Here is a 21,559-nt window from a genome sequence, read left to right as displayed (position 1 = left end):
ATGATTCTTTACTTATACACGATGCTTGGAATCAATATTCTTATTCCTGCCGTTCTTTTCCTTACCATGAAGAAAAAACGCAAACTGTTTACTGACCGGTACGGCATGACTATTTCTTTCAGTGCAAGCCTAATATTCAGTTTATCTTTGGGAACAGCGTTATTTTTTACGCTGCCTGTGTCATTCAGTGTTCTGATATTTATTTCAGCTGCTGCCGGAAGCATAATTGGCCTGTCATACGGCATCCTTATTACGTTTCAATCATTGATTATCGGATTGTTTAACGGAACTATTGGATCACTAATGGGAACCATGCTGGCTGCAGTCATCATAGATCCATCCTTGTGCGGCCTGCCATCTCAATTTAGCACATTGCTTGACCGCAATATCATTCTTATCACGCTTTTTCTCACATTACTTTCTCTGTTGTCCTCCCTTCTCTTACGCTTTTCTTACAGGGTCTGATTTCTTTGTCACTAAGAATAAAAAGAACTCCATTTTCCGAAAAATGAAGTTCTTTTTATTTATCCGTTTGCGAATGGTACTGCACGTGGATGATAATGGATTGAAACTGATCTCTGCCACAAATTTTGCAAATCTTTGCTTCATCCTGGATCGTACGGCAATGCAAGCAATATTTTTTTTCCAACATGTCCACTTTCCTTCTAACGTAATATAATTTCATTATATTCCTCGAAGAAGAAATTGTTGCTGATTATTTATTTGATTGATATATACTTGTAAAATCTGTCACTTAGTTCAATCGATAAACACTGCTGTACTTTTCTTCAAGATATTGTATTAGATATTTCGCATTCAGGCCTTCACCCGTGATGGTTTCAAGGATTTCTAATGGTTTTTTCGTTTTTCCGAATTGGTGAACTTTTTCGTTGAGCCAATTTTTTATCGGCGTAATGTTGCCTGCTTCCAGAAGCTGGTCGAATTCAGGCAAATCCCTAATCATTGCCTGCTTAATTTGTGCAGCATACATATATCCAAGCGCATATGAAGGGAAATAACCAAAGCTGCCGCCTGACCAGTGGACATCCTGAAGCACTCCTACCGCATCATTTTCCGGGGTAATTCCCAGGTATTCTTCGTATTTCTTATTCCATACTTCCGGCAGATCCTTGACTTCCAATTCATGATTAAATAATGCTTTCTCGATTTCATAACGGATCATGATATGCAGTGGGTATGTAAGTTCATCTGAATCAACGCGGATTAAAGACGGCTTCGATTCGTTAATGGCACGATAGAAGTCATCAAGTTCTACATGATCAAATTGGCCTGGGGCATACTGCTTCAGCAGGTCATATTGTTTTTTCCAAAAGCTGTAATTTCGGCCGACAAAGTTTTCAAAGAATAGCGACTGGGATTCATGGATTCCCATCGAAGTGCCATCATCCAATAACGTTCCTGTCAATTCTTCAGCAATGTTCTGTTCATAAATCGCATGGCCGCATTCGTGGATCGTTCCGAAAACCGCGCCTCTAAAATCATGTTCATCATAACGGGTTGTGATCCGTACATCGCCAATGTTGATCCCCGTTGCAAACGGATGGACCGTTTCATCCAAACGGCCTGCTTCGAAGTTGTAGCCAAGCTGTTTAAGGATTTCAAGGCTGAATTCTTTTTGTTTTTCTTTCGGGAATTTTTTAAACAGGAATGAGGTCTCAGGCTTGTTTTCACTTTCAGATATCGCCTTAACCAATGGAACGATTCGTTCGCGCAGTTCACTAAATACCCGATCAAGGACGTCCACGGTCATTCCCGGTTCGTACATATCCAGCAGGGTATTATATGGGTTGTCTTCATAGCCCCAGTAGTCAACGAATTTCCTTGTGTACGCTACGATCTTTTCCAGATACGGTTGAAACATCGCAAAATCGTTTGCTTCCCTTGCATCTTCCCAGACGCTTTCCGCTTTTGATTGCAGCACGACAAATTCCTTATATTCTTCGGCAGGAATTTTCTTGTTCCTGTCATATTCCTTTTTGCATTCTTCAACTATTTTATTTGTTGTTTGCGAGAGTGCCGTTTTTGCTTCCTCAGACGAAAGGCTGGTTATAAATGTTGCCATCTCTTCGCTTGTTGACATGGTAAATACTTCACCAGATAGCATGCCAACAACTTCAGATCGCTGGTCGACTCCTTTTTTCGGGGCTCCTGTCCGCAGATCCCAGTAAATGAGTCCCAGTGCCTCGCCATAAGCGGAAATCTTTTTCACATACTCTAAAAACTCTTTCTCTACCATTTCTATTACGGCTGTCATATCGATTCCTCCTTTTGCATTACGGTTTTATTTTATCATATAATAAAGGTGATATTGCCATTATTTAGCTACCTACAGGAAAGGAAGTGAAAACAATGGTTGAATTTATTGGTCACTGCAGCGACTGTGGAAAAAAGGTCTATTGCCGGGATGGCTTTCTCGATGGTGTGTCAGACGGAAAAAGCCTGGAATGCTTTAGCTGTGCGAACAAGAAGAAGACTGCACCAAAAACAAGAAATAACCCTGCGAATATGCTAGAATAGGAAACTGCTAATAGGAAAGTGTCATGTAGAAAGGAATGATCAGATGAACGTGCTCACGTTAAAAGAAAGTCACTACCGCGAGACGATTGCCTTGTCCGAATATGCCTTTAAATATCAAGTACCTGAAGAGGATATTGAGAAGCGTCTGAAAGATCTTGAGAAGCACAAATTATTCGGTATATTGGAAAACGGCAGTATCGCGGCAAAGCTTCACCTGATTCCGCTAGAAGTATACCTCGGCAGGAATGTCCTCAAAATGGCTGGCGTCGCCGGTGTAGCCACTTATCCTGAATATCGGAGAAAAGGGAATGTGAAAGAAATGCTGTCACATTCCCTTCGATATATGAAGGATCATGGCTACAGCATTTCCATGCTGCATCCTTTCTCCGAGTCATTTTACAGGAAGTATGGGTGGGAGCTATTTGCAAGCAGGTCAAAGTCGACGCTCACAAAATCCGATCTCGTGAGGAAAGAACAAGTTCCCGGTACTGTTAAACGGTTCACGCATGGTTCTTATCCAAAGGAAATGGAGCTGGTTTATCACCGTTTTGCCGGACAATTTAACGGCATGCTCGCCCGGGACAAGTACTGGTGGCTCACTTCTACCTACGGAGGCAGCAAAGCTGCCGTTTATTATGATCAGGAAGGCAAAGCAGCCGGATATATGCTTTATCAAATCAAAAATCACAAAATGACCATTGGCGAGTTTGTTGTGTTGGAAAATGAAGCCAGATCTGGTTTATGGAATTTTATCTGCCAGCACGATTCGATGCTGGCTGAGGTAGAATTGACAAGCTATGAAAATAATCCGTTAATCTTCAGTCTTGTGGAACCAAGGGTCAAAACGGAAGTAACACCTTATTTTATGGCGCGCATCGTCGATGTAGGCTCATTTTTCAAACAATATGATTTCGAATGGAAAGGTCTTGAAGAGGAAGTTGTCATACATATTACCGATTCTTTCGCAGACTGGAATAATCAATCCATGCTCCTTAAAGACGGCGAAGTCACTATGTTGAATACAGAAGATATCCCTAAATACGAAAAGGCCGGAATCCAGATAGATATCAACGCTTTGGCCGCTGCCATGTTCGGCTATATGCGTCCAAGCAGGTTGCAGGAAATTGGTCTGGTATCGGGAATGTTTGAAGAGGTTCAAAGATTAGATTCACTGTTGCCAAAACGGCAGCCGTTCATCACTGACTTCTTTTAAATATTCTGTCAAAAACCCTTTAAATAACAAGAAAACCGGGTCACCCCGGTTTTCAACTTTAAAGAATGAATGTTACTTTTTAGGATGGATCATTGTTTGGTCGCCTGCTGGACAGACAAGTGCAAACGCTCTACAGTAAAAAGCAGAGCCGCTTTTCCTTTTACGGTGCTGTAGGCAGGACCGAAACAATTTTGTTCAAGACCTTTTCCGGCAGGTTTTTCTCTGTGAGAATGTGTACAGTTCCTGAATCATGCGACGTCCGGATGAGACGGCCGATTCCCTGGCGTAAACGAAGCAGCATATATGGCAAATCAACCTGTTCAAAAGGATTTTCAGTTGATCCTCGCTTTGCTTCAAACACAGGATCATGAGGCGGGAAAGGCAGCGAAAAGATTACGACATTTTTCAGGGAATCTCCCGGGATATCAAGTCCCTCCCAGAGATGGTAGGAAAATAATACCGAATGCTTCTCTTCCTGGAACCTTTTCACAAGGTCACTGATTTCCGCTTCACCTTCGAAATAAAAGGGATAGTTCGAAGGCAGCGAGTTGTCCTTAAACCATTGCAGTTCTTCTTTGGAACGGAATAAGACAAGCGTTCTCCCTTGCTCCTGCTCGATGCTTTTTAACGTGTACGCCATTTTTTCCGCGAGATTATCATTTTCAAATACCGGCATGGAGATCCTCATTGCTTCATCGTACTCAAAAGGCGAGTCCACGGAGAAGCTCATATAACTTTTGATGCCCAGGCTGTCTGCAATGTAGTCAAAGGATTTATTTTCGGAAAGCGTTGCAGACGAAAAGATATAAGGTATTTTTTTTGAAAATACTTCTTCTGCCAAGATATCTTTCACCAACCTTGGCATGATTACCAGGGTTTTTGCCCCTTCATTTTCCTCAAACCAGGTCACGGCCTGCTGATTTTGTAGAAACAGCGAAAGGGAATAGCCCAGCTGTTCCAGATATTCTTCGGTAACTTTCAAGTCATATTCATTGATGGTATGCATTTCCGCTTCAAATACAAGGCTTTCTTCCAGTTCTTCAACCTTTTGGTGAAGCTTGTGGGCAAAATGGCTGATTTGGTCAGAACCAGGTATCTGGTATCGATTGGAACCCTGAACAGGAATGGCAATTTTGCCAAGGAAGTTGAAAAACTTTTCATTCAGATCAATTAGTTCCTCGATGACATAGAGCGTTTCATCGCGGACATTATTAGCAGTCAGTGACTGCAGGACATTGGCGAGAGTAGTCTCGCCAATTTTATAGGTCAATGCTTTTTGCGCTGAAAATTCCAGCAAATGCCCTTCATCAAAGATGACCGTGCTATGTTCAGGAAGCAGCGGGAGCTGTCCTTCACGCTTTCTTTTATCTTTTGTCCAGATATGCTCCATGAAGAAGTCGTGGGAACAGATGATCAAGTCGCTTGACTTGCGGTAATGATCCCGCGAAAGTGTCTGGCCGCAGCGATGGCGCAAATCACATGTAAAACAATTTTGAAGCTGGTCCCAGCCAACCTTTGCCCAGTCTTCGTCGTTTAAGTATGGGTACTGTTTGCGGTCGCCGTAAGGAGTGTAAGCCGACATGGAGGTGGAGGCTCCGTTATGGACGAACTTCGGCAGTTCATCATACAGTTGGTCAATGCCTTCCGAATCGACCGTCTCGACAGCCTGGTTCAGTTTTTTGAGGCAAACATATTGATCATGATACTTTGCCAGACGAACATCCACCGAGATATCGAGCGCACTTTTAAGCTTCTGGATATCGCCTCCTTCTTTCACCAGTTGTTCTATGAGGGTTTCATCAGCACAGGAAATGATAGCAGGTTTATTCGTGTAACGGGCATAGCAGATGGCATAAAGTAAATAGACCAGTGTTTTTCCAGTTCCTACACCGGCCTCGGCAAAAGCAATCGATTTTTCTTTAAAGGCCTTTTCAAGTTGAAACGCCATAAAAATCTGCTCATCGCGTTCTTCAAACCCTTTTTCAGGCAGAATATCGTAAAATACATCTCCAATCCACTCAGAAAGCTTGTTATAAAAAGAATCATCCTTCGTAATTGGAAAAGGCAGCGTCTGCAGCATCCTGTTCACCCCTCTATATCGTACAAGCTACATAGCAAAGCTCTTAGCTGTTCAAATTATGATAAATACAAATTTTAATTATCACCTATTATAAAGAAGGAGTCAAGGAAAAAACTTGACTGATATCAAAAAAAGAGCCGGTCCCTCTGAAGTGAAACGATTCCTTGCCGCTCCAGAAGGTCCAACTTTTTGAATTATGGTTAATCGTCTTTTCTTTTATCACCCTGGAGATGAAATGACAGTGCTTGATAAAGGTTCTTTTCAGCATCTTTTATTTGAACCAGGCATCTGTCCTCATCACCATCAAGTTTTAATGATTCATAGGAAGTATACAAAGCCTTTGTAATCAAATCAAAATCCAATAATTTTGTATCCACAGTCACTACCCCCTTTTTTCGCACAAAGATATGTTTAGTTTATGCGAAAAATAAGAAGCTTATACCTGCTCATTCACTAAACGGCAGAACGTATTCTCTCCTTTTTGTTGTCCCGGTATAATGCATATTCATTGATACAAGGAGTTTGGTCGCGATTGATTTCGAGGGAAGCTGTTAAGCATTCGCGGAGCTGGTTATTTGTGATGGTTGGATAAAAAAGAAGGAAGCCGCCGGTAATAAAGAAACGCCAACCCTAAGGTCAGCGCTACTCCTTTTCATTATACTCAAAGAATATAGTGCGATCGCATCCTTTGCAGTATATTCTAAACTCTTCCGGTTGTTCCCGTCTACCTTTCGTTCGAGTAGCCGCAGCTTTAGTCGTATCGATAATAAAAGTATTATCTTTACCCGAATTACTATTATCAGCAGTAATGTAATACCATTCGTTAACCTTGCCGCATTCTTTACACTTAAGAGTCCCTGTAATCTTATTACCTTCCCGCATATATACACCTCCTTTAAACTAATTCTACAAATTTGAGACTTTCCCCTTCTTTGACACCAAAAAAACGTCACCCCGTTAAGAGTGACGTCTTCTTTCCGTAATTGCAAATTTTAATATCATTTTGCTGCGTCTCCTTTTCCGACTCATTTATCGAAAAAGTATTGCAGACACATGCCGGATACTATACGAAATAACTGAGACGAATATTATTTATCGCTAGAACTTGCGTGGTTATGCGGTTTTCGCGAAGGCCTCTGTCCCCAGTATTGGTAGTAATCCGTTCTGATAAAACCGTTAAACAGCTTACGTTTTTTCGTAGCGGGTTTACCGTACAGCTTTTCAAAGTCGGGGTGAGAGGTGATGATGTAAATCGACCAGGTATCTAGTTTGCTGAAGGCCTGTCCCATCTCTCTATACATTTGTTCGACTGCCTTTTTGTCACCAATCCTTTCACCATATGGAGGGTTGCCGACGATAACGCCATGTTGCTTTTGTGTCACCACATCCCTGACTTGCATTTGTTTGAAAGTAATTAAGTCGCCAAGGCCGGCTTCAATGCTGTTTGCTTTAGCAATCTCAACCATTTTATGATCAATGTCGTATCCGGAGATATCCAGCGGTGCGTCATATTTCGCGAGGTCCTCTGCTTCCATCCTCACTTCTTCCCATACTTTCTCTCCGATCCAATCCCACTCTTCTGAAAGGAATTCACGATTAAAGCCGGGAGCTATGTTCTGGCCAATTAACGCTGCTTCAATCGGAATTGTTCCTGATCCCATGAACGGGTCGATAAACGGTTTATCAGGATACCAATTCGTCAGCTTGATTAACGCCGCTGCCAGCGTTTCTTTTAACGGCGCATCTCCCTGTCCGGTTCGATATCCGCGTTTATGAAGGCCTGCTCCGCTTGTATCGATGGTCAACGTGGCGATGTCTTTATGAAGGGCCACCTCAATTTTAAACAGAGGGCCGTTTTCTTCAAGCCAGGATGTCCTATTGTAATGTGTTTGCAGCCTGTTTACAATGGCTTTTTTTACAATTGCCTGGCAATCCGAAACGCTGAATAAAGCCGACTTGATGGACTTTCCGCTTACTGGAAATTCCGCGCTTTCAGGCAAATAATCTTCCCAATTCAGCGCTTTCGTTTTCTCAAACAGTTCATCGAAGCTTGTTGCCTTGAATTCACCGACTCTGATCTTAACCCGGTCAGCAGTCCTGAGCCACATGTTGGATCTGGCAATCGCCTTTACGTTCCCTTTATAAATTATCTTACTGTTATCGACTTCACAGTCATAACCTAGATCACGCACTTCTTTAGCAACGATGGCTTCTAGCCCCATTGCTGCTGTTGCGATGATATCAAACTGTTTCATTCATCCACCAACTTCCTGTTTAAAAGATCAGAATCCTGTCTATAACTTGTTTTGTTTTTATTTGTTGCTAAATTTCAGATATCAATTTTGTTGCCAAATTTGCCAATTTGTTGATTTCGGTTGCTTGAACTTCCTTTTTTTGTTGAGTCTCCGTCTTTATTAATGTATTTACACTCTTGCGTATGTATGTTTTACCGATATCGCGGCTTCATTCAGCTGTTTGAAATTTGGCGAAATAAAAACCCTCCTCGAAAAGGAGAGCTGCTTTTAGGAGAAAATTATGAAAACGTTCTATAAGCCATGTTTTGTTCCTCAGTACTGCAAGCGATTATTCATCTCGTACTTCGGCGGTAATCATCTATCTACAAGAGCAAGTATACTCCTGTCCTTCTCCTCGTTCGTTTCCAAGGAAGAAAGTGCCCCTACCATAATTTGGGTTTCTCGCTCGTGGGGTTTACCGCGTTCCACCCCTTTCATTTCTGAAAAGGCTCCGTCACTGTGGCACTTTACAGGTATTCATGCCATATCCCGAAGGACTTAGGCATAATCCCTGCCGTCAGCAAGTTTCCTTGCTGCCCTGGCTTATTTTTTCGCCAGGCACGAACACTACGGGCATCGCAGCCCGTGCGAGCATGGACTTTCCTCTACAGCAAAATGCTGCAGCAATTACCTGAACGTAATGCATAACATAACCTATTATAATAAATACACAGACAAACATCAATGGTAAATCAAACAAATTGATGCTTACTCGTACAGCTTACTGCCGAAAACATGTTTTTCAAGGTTGGATAGCCTTTTCAGAATGTCAAAATTAGTCGTCCCCGGTGTAACGCTCGCTGCCGGCTGGCTCTGGCGTCTTGACATATCATCTGCCTGTTTTCTAAGCTTCAGATTTTCTTGCTTTAAATCCTCAATTTCCTGATAGAAAGCTTCATAATCCTTTATAACCAGGTCTAGAAACTGGTCAACATCTTCCGGTTTATAGCCACGCATTGCCGTTTTGAAGTCTTTTTCAAGAATGTCTTTAGCCGTTAATTTTATCTTATCAGATAGCATAAGATTCACCTCAATACTTTCACCATACATCGATTTTATATTATTTTTTCAAATATACTTCCATTTGTCAACGATACATCATCAATTTAGCGAGTAAAACGAGAAGTTTTCAGTCATTCCAGGTTTCCTCCTCCGCTGCCTGTTGAAGGTCCTCGAGGGATATTTGGATCATCGGATAGGGACTTTCATCCTGATATTTTTTCGCTTCCGAAAAAGCATATTTAGGAGTTCCTTCTCTTTCTTGGTCATATACAATAATCATTCCGTCACTTTTGTGTACCATGAAGAAGTTTTTCGTCCGTAATTGCTGTGGGCCTTCATATGGTTTTTTGGATATCGAATCGACAAAGTCGGCCTGGGATAAAATACGTTGATAATACTCCTGGTTCCCTTCATTCCAGGATTCCTCCTGATTCAGAAATGGAGTCAGTACACCAAGCTTCACTTGTTCATGTTCATTCTTTAGTTCTATGGCCACTTCTGCGGCCCATAACTCCACGCCCAGTTGGCCGGAAATAATCACCCATTCGGCCCCCTCTTCAATGAACGGAAGCAGGCGAAGCTTTATTGCCCTCTTGATGTATTTTACACCTTCATGATCGTTTTTATATATCCCGAATTCAAAAGGTTTATAGCCGGTTATGTAAATAACATTCAAACAGGGATGATTCCTTTCTGGAAGCGACATAGTAAATGAACAAGGGGCTGTATTAGCCCCTGCCTAATCTAATTAAAAACCAAAACGCCTTGGACGGCAGCAAGGGTTGTGATGCATCGGCGCAACCGGCGGTCTGCCGCTGCACACCATGTGCTGGCTGTAACATTCGTTTACTGTAGATTCAGTGTGCGGATAATAGTGCTGATGCTTGAATATGTGTTTATTCACATTGGTTGTGTGTGATGGATGGACATGAGGCACGACATGCGGAATCACGTTTGTATTCACAGAATTCTGTGTTGGTGAAACCTGTGCAGGCGAAACCTGGGTTGGTGCCATATTAGTTGGGCCTGTGCCAGGACCAGGACCGTAAGATGCAGGAGAAACCATTGGGCCCATCCCCGGACCTGGATAAGGGCCAGTTTGTGCACCCATTACCGAAGGTCCTTTGCTCGGGCATGGCATCGTTTGTGCACCCATTACCGAAGGTCCTTTACTCGGATATGGGCTCATTTGCGCTCCCATAACATGAGGATGATGACCTCCATAACCATGCTTCTTCATATATTCCATAAGAAAGCGTCCCCTTTCTTCATAATTTGTTAGTACAATATCAGACTATGAAAAAAGAGGTACAGGTGTACTGGTTAAAAAACCTAATTTTATAATAATAAGGAATAAAATCCATCCTTTAATGTCGAAAAAAGAAACCCCGTTAAGCAAATGACCATGAAAAATAAAAATAAAATCGCTTTATACATTTTCTCCGCCCCGTTTAATAATCTAAAATCTCCCATACAATTTTTAATTTTACACACATTATCTTTACGAGACAATCATTCTTTTCAAAAATAAGAAAAAATTTTACATTTTTGTGACTGTTTCAGAAATGGTGCTTGTTCTGCTTTCTTTTTAATCGTTCATAACGTTTAAAAAGATCCGATTCAAGTGCTTTCGAATTGCCCTTGATTTCAGCAAGCAGTCGGAACGATAGCTGTATGGCTTTTTCATAGTCTTTATAATGGTGCTCGAGCAGCTTACAGGATTCAAGTATCGCTTCTGCCTTCTGTTTTTCCGTGCCTTTTTCGGCGACTTCCAGCCAAATACCCAGCGCCGAATCGTACTCGTTATTCTTTTTCTTCTGATAAGCGATCGCATGCTTCGCTGTTATCCGCTCTTCGGCATTTCCCTCCAGAAGAAGACGATTGTACGTTTCAAACGCTTCTTCTTTTTTCCCCAGATAAGCAAGCCAGCGTGCAATTTCGAGTGTTTCTTCGCCATATCCGTTGACTTGAAGTATTTGTTTCGATAAGTGAATATACAACGTGATCAATGAAAGGACATCGATTTCATTATGCTTAAGGACGCCGAATAATATCTCTGGATCCTTTCTCTCGACAAAATCAAAGTAAATCATCGGCGCTAAATATCCTGGAATATCATTTTCCCTTTTCAATCCCAATATTTTCTCTTCTACTGCAGACAGCTTGACTTTTTCCAGCTTATTTTTCCAAAGCCTTCTAGAAGCGTGGTACAAATCAAAATGCCCGAAGTCCGGCAATAACGGGACATGTTGTTTAATCAGGGTATGCCTCGTCTTTAACTGCGGCCAGTCAAATGCTTTTCCATTATAAGTAACAAGGGTCTCATAATTGATATTTTCCAAAAAGCTTTGATAAAGCGGAATTTCGTTACCCGGCTGTGGCAATATATGTTGCCTGACAACGATGGCATCTTTCTCAAAAAAAGCGTAGCCAAGCAAAAAGATCGTATTGCCGGCACCACCCCCAAGGCCGGTAGTCTCGGTATCAAAGAAAAACAAATCCTCTGCGGCGAGTCCTTTCGCCGAAAGCGGATGGTCAAGCGACGCTCCGTTCCATAAACTGACAATGGCATTCAATTCCTTAAAGGAATACATACCGTGCTGATATTCAATTGGATAGCGTACCTCCCGGATGAAGCAGTGTTCTTTATCGTACCAATAGGCTGCCGTATCATTTTCTTGCCATGTTTCGAGAAATGGGAGGCTTCCATTTCCTGCATCCTTTTCAGCGAATGCCGGTTTATCTTTTTTTTCATTGTTTTCCAGGTTCATATGGCTTTTCATTCGGTCAAGTTTGTTTTTTAAAGACAATGGTTACACCTCTTTTCCGAAAAGCGGAAGTTCTTTTTATTAAGAAACGTCGACTCACATCCTTAAAAAGCTATCGTTCTCTTGAAAAGGGTGTGTTGCTGCTGCCTTAGTGTCCTGTGAAAGTCCGGTTGCAAACAGATTCAATAGCTGGATCGCGTCATGTTTGGCCGTTTCAGAGACAGCATCCGTTCCAATGCAGGAAGGACATCCGCTTTCGCATTGGCACCGCTCCACCATGTTCTGTGTTTCGGTCAAAATCGTCTCCACATGATCGTAGACTTTTTCACTCAGGCCGATACCGCCCGGATAGCTGTCGTAAATAAATATAGTAGGTTTCTCATTATGGGCCGCCTTCACCTGGGGATACACATGGATATCATTTGGGTCACACATAACAAAAAGCGGTACCATGTAGTTCAGCGCATGGGAGGCCCCAATCAATCCCTGCTCCATCCGATTATCGTCCCAATTCAGGATGTCAGGATGGATCGAAAGCATCGCCGAACTTGTATGAAGCTCTACTTCCGGCAGCGTAATCGGCCCGGAGCCGATATTTTCATGCGACTCGAATTTGATCTTTTTGAAAATCGTTGCCATCGCCCTTACGGATACATCGCCATAGGCTGCCTCATTCGTACTGTAGGATTTGTGCTTGTCCACTTCCAGGACGGATAGCTGGACCGCAAGATTTGCGTCTGTGTAATAATCAACATTTACTTCCCGGACATATGCCTTCTTCTCTTCCCAATCGAGCCGTTCAACTTGGTACTGAATGCCCTGATGCAGATAAATCGCTTCATCGTGCAGCAAAGTCATCGCGCTGAAAGTATCCATTTCACCAATTACCAAGTTGCGCGGTGCTTCTGTCTGGTCGATGATGACCACGTTTTCCTGGGACGCAGAACGGAGGCTGATATTGTGGGCTGGAAATGCGTCATTCATCCAATACCATTTGTCCCCGTTTTGGTGGATGACTCTTTCTTCTGTCAAAAACTCAAGCACTTCGGTGATTTCCGCCCTGCCAAATGTATCCCCTTTAGCAAACGGAAGTTCATAGGCTGCACATTTAATATGATCGACGAGGATCACCAGGTTATCAGGATTGATTCTTGCCGTTTCGGGACTGCGTGAAAAGAAATATTCAGGATGCTGGACGATGTATTGATCAAGCGCACTGGAGCTTCCAACCATGATGATCAATGCCTCACCATTTCTGCGCCCTGCACGGCCAGCCTGCTGCCAGGCACTCGCGATCGAGCCCGGATAGCCCGTCATGATGCACACTTGTAGCTGGCCGATATCGACGCCAAGCTCAAGCGCATTCGTGCTGACTACTCCGTAAATACTGCCATTCCGCAGCCCCTTCTCAATCTCACGCCGCTGTTTTGGCAAATAGCCGCCACGGTAGCCTCTTATCGCCTTTGGCCCTAGCTGACCCGCAACTAAACCCTGTAAATAGGTCAGCAGAAGTTCCACCCTAACCCGTGAACGCGCGAATACGATCGTTTGAATCTTATTCCGCAAAAATTCCATCGCAAGGCTCCGTGCCTCCAGGACAGCACTTCTGCGGATATTAAGAGGCTTGTTCACGACAGGAGGATTATAAAAAACAAAATGTTTTTTTCCGCTAGGGGCGCCATTGTTGTCAATAAGCACCATATCCTGTTCGGTGAGCTGCTCGGCCAATTGTTTCGGGTTTGCAATCGTCGCTGACGTGCAAATAAAAATCGGATCGCTTCCGTAGAAATGGCAGATCCGTTTTAGCCTCCTGATCACATTCGCCGTATGGCTGCCGAATACACCCCGGTAAATATGAAGCTCATCAATTATGACATATTTCAGATTTTCAAAAAGCGATACCCATTTTGTGTGATGCGGCAAAATTCCCGAATGCAGCATGTCTGGATTTGTAATAACAATATGTCCGGCTTTGCGGATTTTCTGGCGGATAGCAGAAGGAGTATCACCGTCATATGTATAACTGTTAATTTCCACTTCCATTTCTTCGATCATCTCATGGAGCTCACTTTTTTGGTCATAACTCAGTGCTTTGGTTGGGAATATATACAGAGCCCTTGTTTTCTCGTTTTCAAGGATTGATTGGAGCACAGGGAGATTATAGCAAAGTGTTTTCCCGGATGCCGTAGGGGTTACCGCAACCAAGCTTTTTTCCTGGATGGCCGCTTCAAAGGCGGTGGCCTGGTGCGTGTAAAGTCCAGGAATCCCCCTCTTCTCAAGGGCCTGTCTTATTTTTTTATCCATTTTTTCTGGAAAAGGGACGCTTGACGCCTCTATCGGTTCAATCGTATGCCAGTGAACAATATTATCTGAATAATCTTCATTATGTTTCAGGTCAGTTATCAGTTCTTGCAGGTTCTTTCTTACCTTCATACCGCTCACCCCATTACTTACTTATATCTATTTTATTATACAAACAGATGTTCTGTCAAGCGTTTACCTTAAGCTAACAAAACTTGCAATTCACCTTTGCTTTCAGAAGAACATAGCCTAATTAGAAGCGGTATTTGAAAGGAGAGACAAATAATGTCTGATTCAGAGAATAACAAGAATTTGAAACCTTCCACGAAGGAGGTATTTGATGAATTGATGACAACGGTGGACCGGCTTTTTGCCGAGAAGCCATATAAGGGGCTTCTTCAATCCATGGATGACTTTTTTGGTACTTCAAATGATCGAAGCTTTCCAGTGGAAATTATCGAAAATGAAACAGATTATCGCATTAAAGCAATGATCCCCGGCATAAAAAGACAGGATATTGACATTGAAATGCTTGACCAGGGAGTGATCATCAATGTGAAAAATCAGGAAACAGTCCAGGAAACGAATGAAAACAAGGGTCTGTTTAAAAGGAAAAGCACCTTAAAAAATAAATCCAGGACAATCAGGCTTTCTAAGCCAATTGATGGCAAAAAAGCATCGGCCAGCCATCGCGACGGTGTGCTGGAAATCAAAGTTCCTAAACTTAAAGGCAAGCGCATTGCCATAAACGATTAATTGGAAAAGCGTAAGTTATTCTGCGCTTATTTATGTAAAGGGCCACAACCACCAGAAAGCGGTTGTGGCCCTTCTTTGATAGATTGTTACACTTTAATCATCCCACCGAACCCTTTGACAATCGCTGACACCTGGTTGACTGTATTCACCATTTGTCCAGCTGTGCTCATCATTTTATTGATATCGAAGGAACCATCCTGAGTTTTGAACTGGTTGAGGACAGAATGGAAACCGGAAGGCTGCTGTTTTTGCATAAATTGCTGCTTTGGATACGGATTGGCGAAATGCTGGGGCTGAGGCGGCTGCCCTTTTTGCATAGGCTGCAGCGGATTTTCAAAAGGATTGAGCGAATTTAATTTTTGGGTTTGCTGCTGATATGGTTGTGGCATGTATGGTTGCTGAAACGGCGCGAGAAAGCCGCCCGGATGTCCATTGAAAAGTTGGCTTTGCTCTACTCCAAGAGGATTTCCTTGGATACCTTTGCCAAAGTGCTGTACATCGCTGTTTTGAAAATACAGATGTCCGTCGTTTGAAAATGCTTGATTGTAAGGAGGCTGCTGCCCTCCATTGAAGTGCCCCCATTCTTCGGCCTGAATGGGGTGCGTATGATCGGGTGGTTGAAATGCATCAGGATAATACTGCCTTTCACCGTTGTGCATTGGGATGTTCATCCCCTGTTTCCCGGTTTCATATTGTCCGGGAAAGTATGAATATCCGCTCCAAAACCCCGGCATTGAATTCATGTAATATCCGTCGTCTCTTTCCTGACCGGAAACGGTATTCCTGTAATTCACGAATCTTTCCACCTCCACATGACATTAGCTGATATACTATATGAGCAAAAGAACACATTGGTGAGTGGAGGTATTTGCTGAATATATCAGCCGTGATTGACTTTTTTGTTTATTTCATGTAAAGCGCTTTGCAGGATAAATTGAACGGATTGGACATGGCTTTTAAATCTTTTATAACTTGTTTTTGGAAAAAAGGCCTGGACGGCTACATCGGAAAGATTCTGCACGGTCTGGTCAATTTGTTGAGGGAATAAGTGTTGGAAGCGTTCTTCCCTCATCCAGACCTTCATGCTATCGGCCCATTCCAAAGAAGCAAGCTGGACTTTATCTGCAAAAGGTTTCACATCGTTATAGAAGTCTTTCTCCTTTCCCGTGGAGCGGACATCTTCATAAATTTGATCGGCACGCTGGCAAAAACCGATTAGTTCCTTCGTTAGTTTTAGGATTACCTCTTTGTCTCGCATCTCTTCCTCCAAAGGTTTAATGCCTAAAGTATATATGATAAGAGGGAAATATAAAACTTTCCGGCCTAAAAAAGAAAAGGCAGCTTAAGTAAGCTGCTTCATGGTTGAACTAGTATCCTAATTTAGGATTCATTGCCACCTGTTTATTGAGTGCACTATCTTTCCGTAAGATAAAGGCCTGATCTTCAAATTCTTTTACCTTCCAATCCTTTTCCGTTTTTTCATATGCTTCCTGGACGGAATGGACCATGGCCATCTGATTTCCCCATAACTGACAGCGTTCACTATTCAATGATTCAACCATCGTTTCCTCTAATTCGTCCAAACGAGCGGTTATCTCTCCAAGCAATTCTAGAATCTCATTCGAAGCTGCTTTTTTCATCCCCATCAAAATACCTCCTCATTCGCTTTATAATATAAGTATTCTTAGCTTTTCCCCTTAGACCTTCATGGTTGACAAAACTAGAAGGAAATCGGCAAAGAAAGTGGAATTCGCTTAAGATTCTTTTGGTTTTCGACAAACCTCAGGAATGATTAGATGTATTTTACAAAAACTAAAATCAGGAGGTGTTTTTGATGAATTCAAATGAAAGTAAACAACAAAAAGAAAAGAAGGCGAAGAAGCAGGAAACCGAAAAGCCTGGTTATGGAAACCCTAAACTAAAAGGGCCGGACCGTCCTTCCACTTAAGCTGCTTTTCATTTACTCGAGTGGGGAAGCTATAGCTTCCCCACTCTTACATACGCCACTTTTTCATCGAAAAATAGTCCTTCGCCCCGATCGCAAAATGCAACTGTTTTTGCTTTTTGCGGTACCAGTCATTCAGTCTGGTTTCTGAAGGAAGCGCTGGTGTTTTGGACCATTTCCTTTTTATTGCTCTTTTCCTGTCCCACTGGTTCATCTCATGGATGGAATGGGTGATATTGGGATAAGTTGTTCGTAAAAATGGGGTTACCCTTCGTTTTTTATCTGGAAAATACTTCTCGTAATCATGCCTGGACCCAGTTGGCTCTGTGAATCGGGCAAATTTATAGAATTCAGGAAACAATTCGCGGTCAAATAATAACAGAGAAAGCTTTTTTCCAAGTTCAATACGCGAATCGACATTCCGGAAGTCTGACACGGAAAGGCCATACATATCTCCTGAATACATTGGAAAAAGCACAGTGCTAAAATGCAGCCAATCCTGAAAATTAAATAAAAGGGAGTGAAACACAAAAGGGTTGTAGAATTGGTGCCTGATCACAGGCTCTTCGATCACGTTTTGTTCATTAATGATCAGTGAATAAAGCAGCCTTTCTTCATCGCGAAAGTGCCAGAAACGCTTCCACTCCTTTTCTGAGAACTCAGAAATACGAAAATGGCATGATAAGTGAAACAAAGACGCTTTATATTTCGTCGAATAATGATAGAGCAAAAGCTGCGGGAACGCATCATGGAAAATGAGCCAATTGGCACGCTCATACGTAATGAACAAAACATGCCGGAAGCTGCGCGAAACAACCTTTGGGAACAACTCCCCTTCAAGATCGCACATATTCCAACCCGCATTGCGCGATACCATGCCAGCCAGGAAAGCCCATTTGATTTCAGGGTGGATGGAAAAGAAATATTCATATGCTTTTGTCCTTGATATATTGTCTTGATTCGATTTTTCCATCAATGCGTTTATTTTATTTATAAGACCCTGTTCAAATTTCGTTAGTCCACTATATCGATTGACTTGCATCACCCGCTCACTTCTTTCCATGAAAAATCTTGTTGTGGCAAACTAGCTTACATGTTATCTTTTTTAGAAATAAACACTTTTATTCACCACTCCACTTGCTTTTTTGCTATCATAGATGAGTGAAAAAAGGAGGAGTTATCTTGGCTTTCCATTACCCTAACGGACGAAGGTTTGTTCAGGCAGCGCAGAAACCCATTGCTCGTCCGTTGAAGCAAATGAGCTACAGTAACCGCGGGAAAACGTTAGAGGACGATTTAAATGATAGTAATGAATATTATTTGGCAAATGGCATTGCTGTCATCCACAAAAAGCCGGTCCCGATTCAAATTGTCGATGTACATTACCCGCAACGAAGTGCTGCAGTCATTAAGGAAGCCTATTTTAAACAGGCATCGACAACAGATTACAATGGTGTCTATAAAGGACGATATATCGATTTTGAAGCAAAGGAAACGAAGAGCCCCACATCCTTTCCGCTTAAAAATTTTCATGAACACCAAATTGAGCATATGAACCATGTTGTAAATCAGGCTGGAATTGCTTTCGTAATTATGAGATTCACGGCCGTCGAGGAAACCTATTTGATGAAATCGGGTACGCTCGCCTATTACTGGGAGAGGATGCTCTCGGGAGGCAGAAAATCAATTACCAAGGATGAAGTGAAAGAGAGTTCTCTTAAAGTTCCACTTGGATTCCAACCACGAATTGACTATATTAAAGTAATAGACACTTTTATCTAAGAAAAGCGGAAGCGCCTTGTAAAAAGGAACATCGACTAAGACCCAGCACGTCCTGTGGCAACGTCGGGGCTAGGCAGCTTGCGCTAGACACCAGTACATGTTGAAGATTATACTTCTTCATATAGTTAGAAAGGCAGGTAGCTGTAATGGCTGAGAAATACAACACAAGGCAAGAGCGCCGAATGCAGGGCGAGGCGCAGAAAAAAGGAAAGCAGAGAAAGTCCAAAGGCCTTTTTAAACGGGTTTTTCTCTTTCTGATCACATTAGGAATCGTCGGCATGATTGCCGGAGGAGCGACGTTTGCATACTTTATCAGCGATGCACCAAAGCTGGATGAAAAAATGCTGAAAGATCCCGTTCCTTCCACGATATATGATGATAACGATAAGCTAATTAAAGAAGTCGGTCCGGAAAAACGGGAATATGTCGCATATGAAGATGTGCCAAAACTCGTGGAAAATGCTTTCCTGGCAACCGAAGATGTACGCTTTTATAAACACCACGGAATCGATGTAATGCGTATCGGGGGTGCCGTATTGGCCAATGTTACCCAGGGATTCGGCTCACAAGGGGCAAGTACGATTACACAGCAGGTGGTTAAACGATCTTATTTATCACCAGAAAAAACGTTAAAACGGAAGGCCCAAGAAATGTGGCTATCCATACAACTTGAACAAAAATATACAAAACAGGAAATTTTTGAGATGTACATTAATAAAATTTTCTTCTCTGAATCGGCTAATGGTATTGCAACTGCAGCTGAAGTTTATTATGGAAAAGAACTGAAAGATTTAAAGTTGAATGAAGTAGCATTGCTTGTCGGCTTGCCGCAAAGCCCAAACCGCTATAATCCTTATAACCACCCGGACCGGGCCGAGAAACGACGGAATGTCGTGCTTCATTTGATGAATATGCATGGCTTTATTTCTAAAGAACAAATGAATGAAGCCCAGGATACTCCAATCAAAGAGGGACTTGTGAGTCAGGAACAGGATACGGCGGACACCTCTCCTTACGATGTGTTTATAGACCAGGTAATCAAAGAAGTAGAGAAAATGGGTGACTACAATATTTACACCGATGGACTCGAGATCCATACAACCCTGGACAGAGACGCCCAGGAGTATGTACACAAGATAATGACAACAAACGATGTCATTCAATTCCCAAGTGATAAGCTTCAGGCTGGTATAACACTGCTTGATACGAAAACCGGGGAAATCCGGGCAATCGGGGGATCAAGAAGTGATGAATTCAACGGCGGCTTTAACTATGCGACTGATGCTAAACGCTCGCCCGGTTCAACAATCAAGCCAATTCTCGACTATGGACCAGCAGTTGAACATCTGAAATGGTCCACATATCACCAAATTGTCGATGAGCCCTATCAATATTCAGGGGGCACAGATATTAACAATGCTTCTCGGAAACACTATGGGAAAATGACGATCCGTGAAGCGCTCGGGCGCTCGTTAAATATCCCGGCGCTTAAAACTTTTCAGGAAGTCGGCATTGACCGTGCTCAAACATTTGGAAAGAATTTAGGGATTCCGATTGAGAAGGACCTGACGGAGTCTGCAGCCATTGGAGGCGGACTTGATGTATCCTCCCTTGACATGGCCGGGGCGTACAGTGCATTTGGAAACAGCGGAATATACAATGAACCTCATGCAGTCAAAAAAATCGTACTGAGGGATAAAAGCACGACGATTAAAAGCAAACCGGAATCCAGGGCGGCCATGAAGGATTCAACTGCATTCATAATCACTGACATGCTGAAAAGTGTGTTGAAGGAAAGCTATGGCACCGGTGTCCGGGCTAATGTCCCGAATCTCGCTGTAGCAGGAAAGACAGGCACGACAAACTATGATGAAAAAGATAAGAAAAAGTACAATGTAGAACCCGGCGGTGCTCCAGATTCATGGTTTGCCGGCTATACAACGAATTATACCGCCGCGATTTGGATGGGCTATGAAGATCAGAAAGAATTCTTAGGCAAAGATTCGCAGGCGATTCCGAAAGAAGTTTTCCGCAATCTCATGCAGCATGTTTCCCGGGGAAGGGAAACGAAAGACTTTAAACAGCCGAGCAGTGTCGAAAGAATCGGAATTGTAAAAGACTCCGATCCGGCAATGCTGCCAAATGAGTATACTCCTGAGAGTCAAATCGTCTATGAGTATTTTGTGAAAGGAAATGAACCGACACATGTAACGAAGCGTTTTGAGAAGCTAAAAGGACCGCAAAATCTTAGAGCGTCTTTTGACCAAACCGTCAATGAAATTAATCTAGAATGGAATTATTCCGAAAGAAGTGATAAAGAACCTGAATTTGAAGTAAAGCTTGCCATCGATGGAGGAGGCGAAAAGGTTCTAAGCGTTACCGGGGAACATGGATTGAAAATTCAAAACCCAACTCCTGGAACAAAATATACCTTCACTGTTACGGCAATAACTGGCGGTCAAAGAAGCGACCCTGCTTCTACATCGGTTGAAATAGCAGATCCAAATGCCGGTGTTGAAGAACAGCAGCCAGGTCCTGATCTGGAAAACGGTTTACCTCCTGATGAAGGAAATGGCAATGAAAATGGCCAGAGCCCTGAGGAAGGGAATGAAAATGACAATGGCGAGGATAACGGCCAAGACGATGAAAACGGAAATGACCCAGGCAATGACAGAGGAAGTGAGAACAATCCGGGTAATGGCAACAACCCAGGTAATGGAAATGACCAGGGAAATGAAGGCAATAACGGAGAGAATAATCCCGACAATCCCGAAGACAGTCAACCGGGCGAAGGCGAAAACCCTGGACAAAATCCAGGAGATGGCAATGTAACAGAACCTCCCGAAACCGGATCTAAAAACCAATGATACCAGTTTTATT

At 42.7% G+C, this 21,559-nt stretch carries 20 protein-coding genes and 1 other RNA gene; 5 read left to right on the top strand and 16 right to left on the bottom strand.

The genetic code is table 11. From position 1 onward, the window contains the following. The gene (locus ELQ35_RS10355) at positions 1–465 is read left to right on the top strand and encodes a hypothetical protein (protein WP_126864769.1); all 465 of its coding nucleotides are present in this window, start codon (positions 1–3) and stop codon (positions 463–465) included. A gap of 55 nt (positions 466–520) precedes the next feature. Here the strand turns inward: ELQ35_RS10355 and ELQ35_RS23440 are convergent, their stop codons facing one another. Together ELQ35_RS23440 and ELQ35_RS10350 are read right to left on the bottom strand one after the other, a co-directional pair. Next, on the bottom strand, positions 521–652 hold the full coding sequence (locus ELQ35_RS23440; protein ID WP_281278120.1) for a hypothetical protein: 132 nt from the start codon (positions 650–652) through the stop codon (positions 521–523). A gap of 102 nt (positions 653–754) precedes the next feature. Beyond that, complete coding sequence (locus tag ELQ35_RS10350; protein ID WP_126864768.1) at positions 755–2,275, bottom strand: carboxypeptidase M32; 1,521 nt, start codon at positions 2,273–2,275, stop codon at positions 755–757. A 306-nt stretch (positions 2,276–2,581) separates the two neighbouring features. Between ELQ35_RS10350 and ELQ35_RS10345 the strand changes: the two genes are divergently transcribed. Then, positions 2,582–3,751 (top strand): GNAT family N-acetyltransferase, encoded by a 1,170-nt coding sequence (locus ELQ35_RS10345; RefSeq protein WP_126864767.1) that lies wholly within the window; start codon positions 2,582–2,584, stop codon positions 3,749–3,751. A gap of 160 nt (positions 3,752–3,911) precedes the next feature. Here ELQ35_RS10345 and ELQ35_RS10340 read toward each other — a convergent pair whose 3' ends face one another. From ELQ35_RS10340 to ELQ35_RS10300, 10 genes are all read right to left on the bottom strand, one after another. Then, entirely contained in the window at positions 3,912–5,831 is a 1,920-nt protein-coding gene (locus ELQ35_RS10340; RefSeq protein ID WP_126864766.1) for an ATP-dependent DNA helicase, read from the bottom strand. Between the two features lie 200 nt (positions 5,832–6,031). Next, positions 6,032–6,208, bottom strand: a complete 177-nt coding sequence (locus ELQ35_RS22575; protein ID WP_185861720.1) for a hypothetical protein — start codon at positions 6,206–6,208, stop codon at positions 6,032–6,034. Between the two features lie 265 nt (positions 6,209–6,473). Further along, positions 6,474–6,713, bottom strand: coding sequence for a hypothetical protein (locus ELQ35_RS10335; RefSeq protein WP_126864765.1), 240 nt, complete (start codon positions 6,711–6,713; stop codon positions 6,474–6,476). 206 nt (positions 6,714–6,919) lie between these two features. After that, positions 6,920–8,086: a THUMP domain-containing class I SAM-dependent RNA methyltransferase gene (locus ELQ35_RS10330; protein ID WP_126864764.1), complete on the bottom strand. Its 1,167-nt coding sequence runs from the start codon at positions 8,084–8,086 to the stop codon at positions 6,920–6,922. A 289-nt stretch (positions 8,087–8,375) separates the two neighbouring features. Continuing rightward, positions 8,376–8,764: RNase P RNA component class B (gene rnpB, locus ELQ35_RS10325), an RNA gene on the bottom strand. 69 nt (positions 8,765–8,833) lie between these two features. Further along, a complete protein-coding gene (gene gpsB / locus ELQ35_RS10320; RefSeq protein ID WP_126864763.1) occupies positions 8,834–9,145 on the bottom strand; it encodes a cell division regulator GpsB in 312 nt (103 codons plus the stop codon). 109 nt (positions 9,146–9,254) lie between these two features. Continuing rightward, positions 9,255–9,803, bottom strand: coding sequence for an SLOG family protein (locus ELQ35_RS10315; RefSeq protein WP_126864762.1), 549 nt, complete (start codon positions 9,801–9,803; stop codon positions 9,255–9,257). 72 nt (positions 9,804–9,875) lie between these two features. Further along, the gene (locus tag ELQ35_RS23435) at positions 9,876–10,376 is read right to left on the bottom strand and encodes a CotD family spore coat protein (RefSeq protein ID WP_281278119.1); all 501 of its coding nucleotides are present in this window, start codon (positions 10,374–10,376) and stop codon (positions 9,876–9,878) included. Between the two features lie 310 nt (positions 10,377–10,686). After that, entirely contained in the window at positions 10,687–11,937 is a 1,251-nt protein-coding gene (locus ELQ35_RS10305; protein ID WP_126864761.1) for a ribonuclease H-like domain-containing protein, read from the bottom strand. A 54-nt stretch (positions 11,938–11,991) separates the two neighbouring features. Continuing rightward, positions 11,992–14,328, bottom strand: coding sequence for a DEAD/DEAH box helicase (locus ELQ35_RS10300; RefSeq protein ID WP_126864760.1), 2,337 nt, complete (start codon positions 14,326–14,328; stop codon positions 11,992–11,994). 153 nt (positions 14,329–14,481) lie between these two features. On the opposite strand from ELQ35_RS10300, the gene ELQ35_RS10295 reads away from it, so the two are divergent. Next, a complete protein-coding gene (locus ELQ35_RS10295; protein WP_126864759.1) occupies positions 14,482–14,952 on the top strand; it encodes an Hsp20/alpha crystallin family protein in 471 nt (156 codons plus the stop codon). 86 nt (positions 14,953–15,038) lie between these two features. Here ELQ35_RS10295 and ELQ35_RS10290 read toward each other — a convergent pair whose 3' ends face one another. From ELQ35_RS10290 to ELQ35_RS10275, 4 genes are all read right to left on the bottom strand, one after another. Further along, positions 15,039–15,746 (bottom strand): YppG family protein, encoded by a 708-nt coding sequence (locus ELQ35_RS10290; protein WP_246026032.1) that lies wholly within the window; start codon positions 15,744–15,746, stop codon positions 15,039–15,041. An 86-nt stretch (positions 15,747–15,832) separates the two neighbouring features. Beyond that, positions 15,833–16,210, bottom strand: coding sequence for a YppE family protein (locus ELQ35_RS10285; RefSeq protein ID WP_126864758.1), 378 nt, complete (start codon positions 16,208–16,210; stop codon positions 15,833–15,835). Between the two features lie 109 nt (positions 16,211–16,319). Beyond that, on the bottom strand, positions 16,320–16,598 hold the full coding sequence (locus ELQ35_RS10280) for a hypothetical protein (RefSeq protein WP_126864757.1): 279 nt from the start codon (positions 16,596–16,598) through the stop codon (positions 16,320–16,322). Between the two features lie 348 nt (positions 16,599–16,946). Further along, positions 16,947–17,939 carry a DUF2515 family protein gene (locus ELQ35_RS10275; protein WP_126864756.1) on the bottom strand — a complete coding sequence of 331 codons (993 nt, stop codon included), beginning with the start codon at positions 17,937–17,939 and terminating at the stop codon, positions 16,947–16,949. A 140-nt stretch (positions 17,940–18,079) separates the two neighbouring features. On the opposite strand from ELQ35_RS10275, the gene recU reads away from it, so the two are divergent. Next, the gene (recU, locus tag ELQ35_RS10270; RefSeq protein WP_126864755.1) at positions 18,080–18,679 is read left to right on the top strand and encodes a Holliday junction resolvase RecU; all 600 of its coding nucleotides are present in this window, start codon (positions 18,080–18,082) and stop codon (positions 18,677–18,679) included. Positions 18,680–18,825: 146 nt separating this feature from the next. After that, positions 18,826–21,546: a penicillin-binding protein 1A gene (locus ELQ35_RS10265; protein ID WP_126864754.1), complete on the top strand. Its 2,721-nt coding sequence runs from the start codon at positions 18,826–18,828 to the stop codon at positions 21,544–21,546. Positions 21,547–21,559 lie beyond the last annotated feature (13 nt).

The sequence above is a fragment of the Peribacillus cavernae genome, assembly GCF_003989135.1.
GTDB lineage: Bacteria > Bacillota > Bacilli > Bacillales > DSM-1321 > Peribacillus > Peribacillus cavernae.
This window is presented reverse-complemented; position numbering and strand designations above follow the sequence as displayed.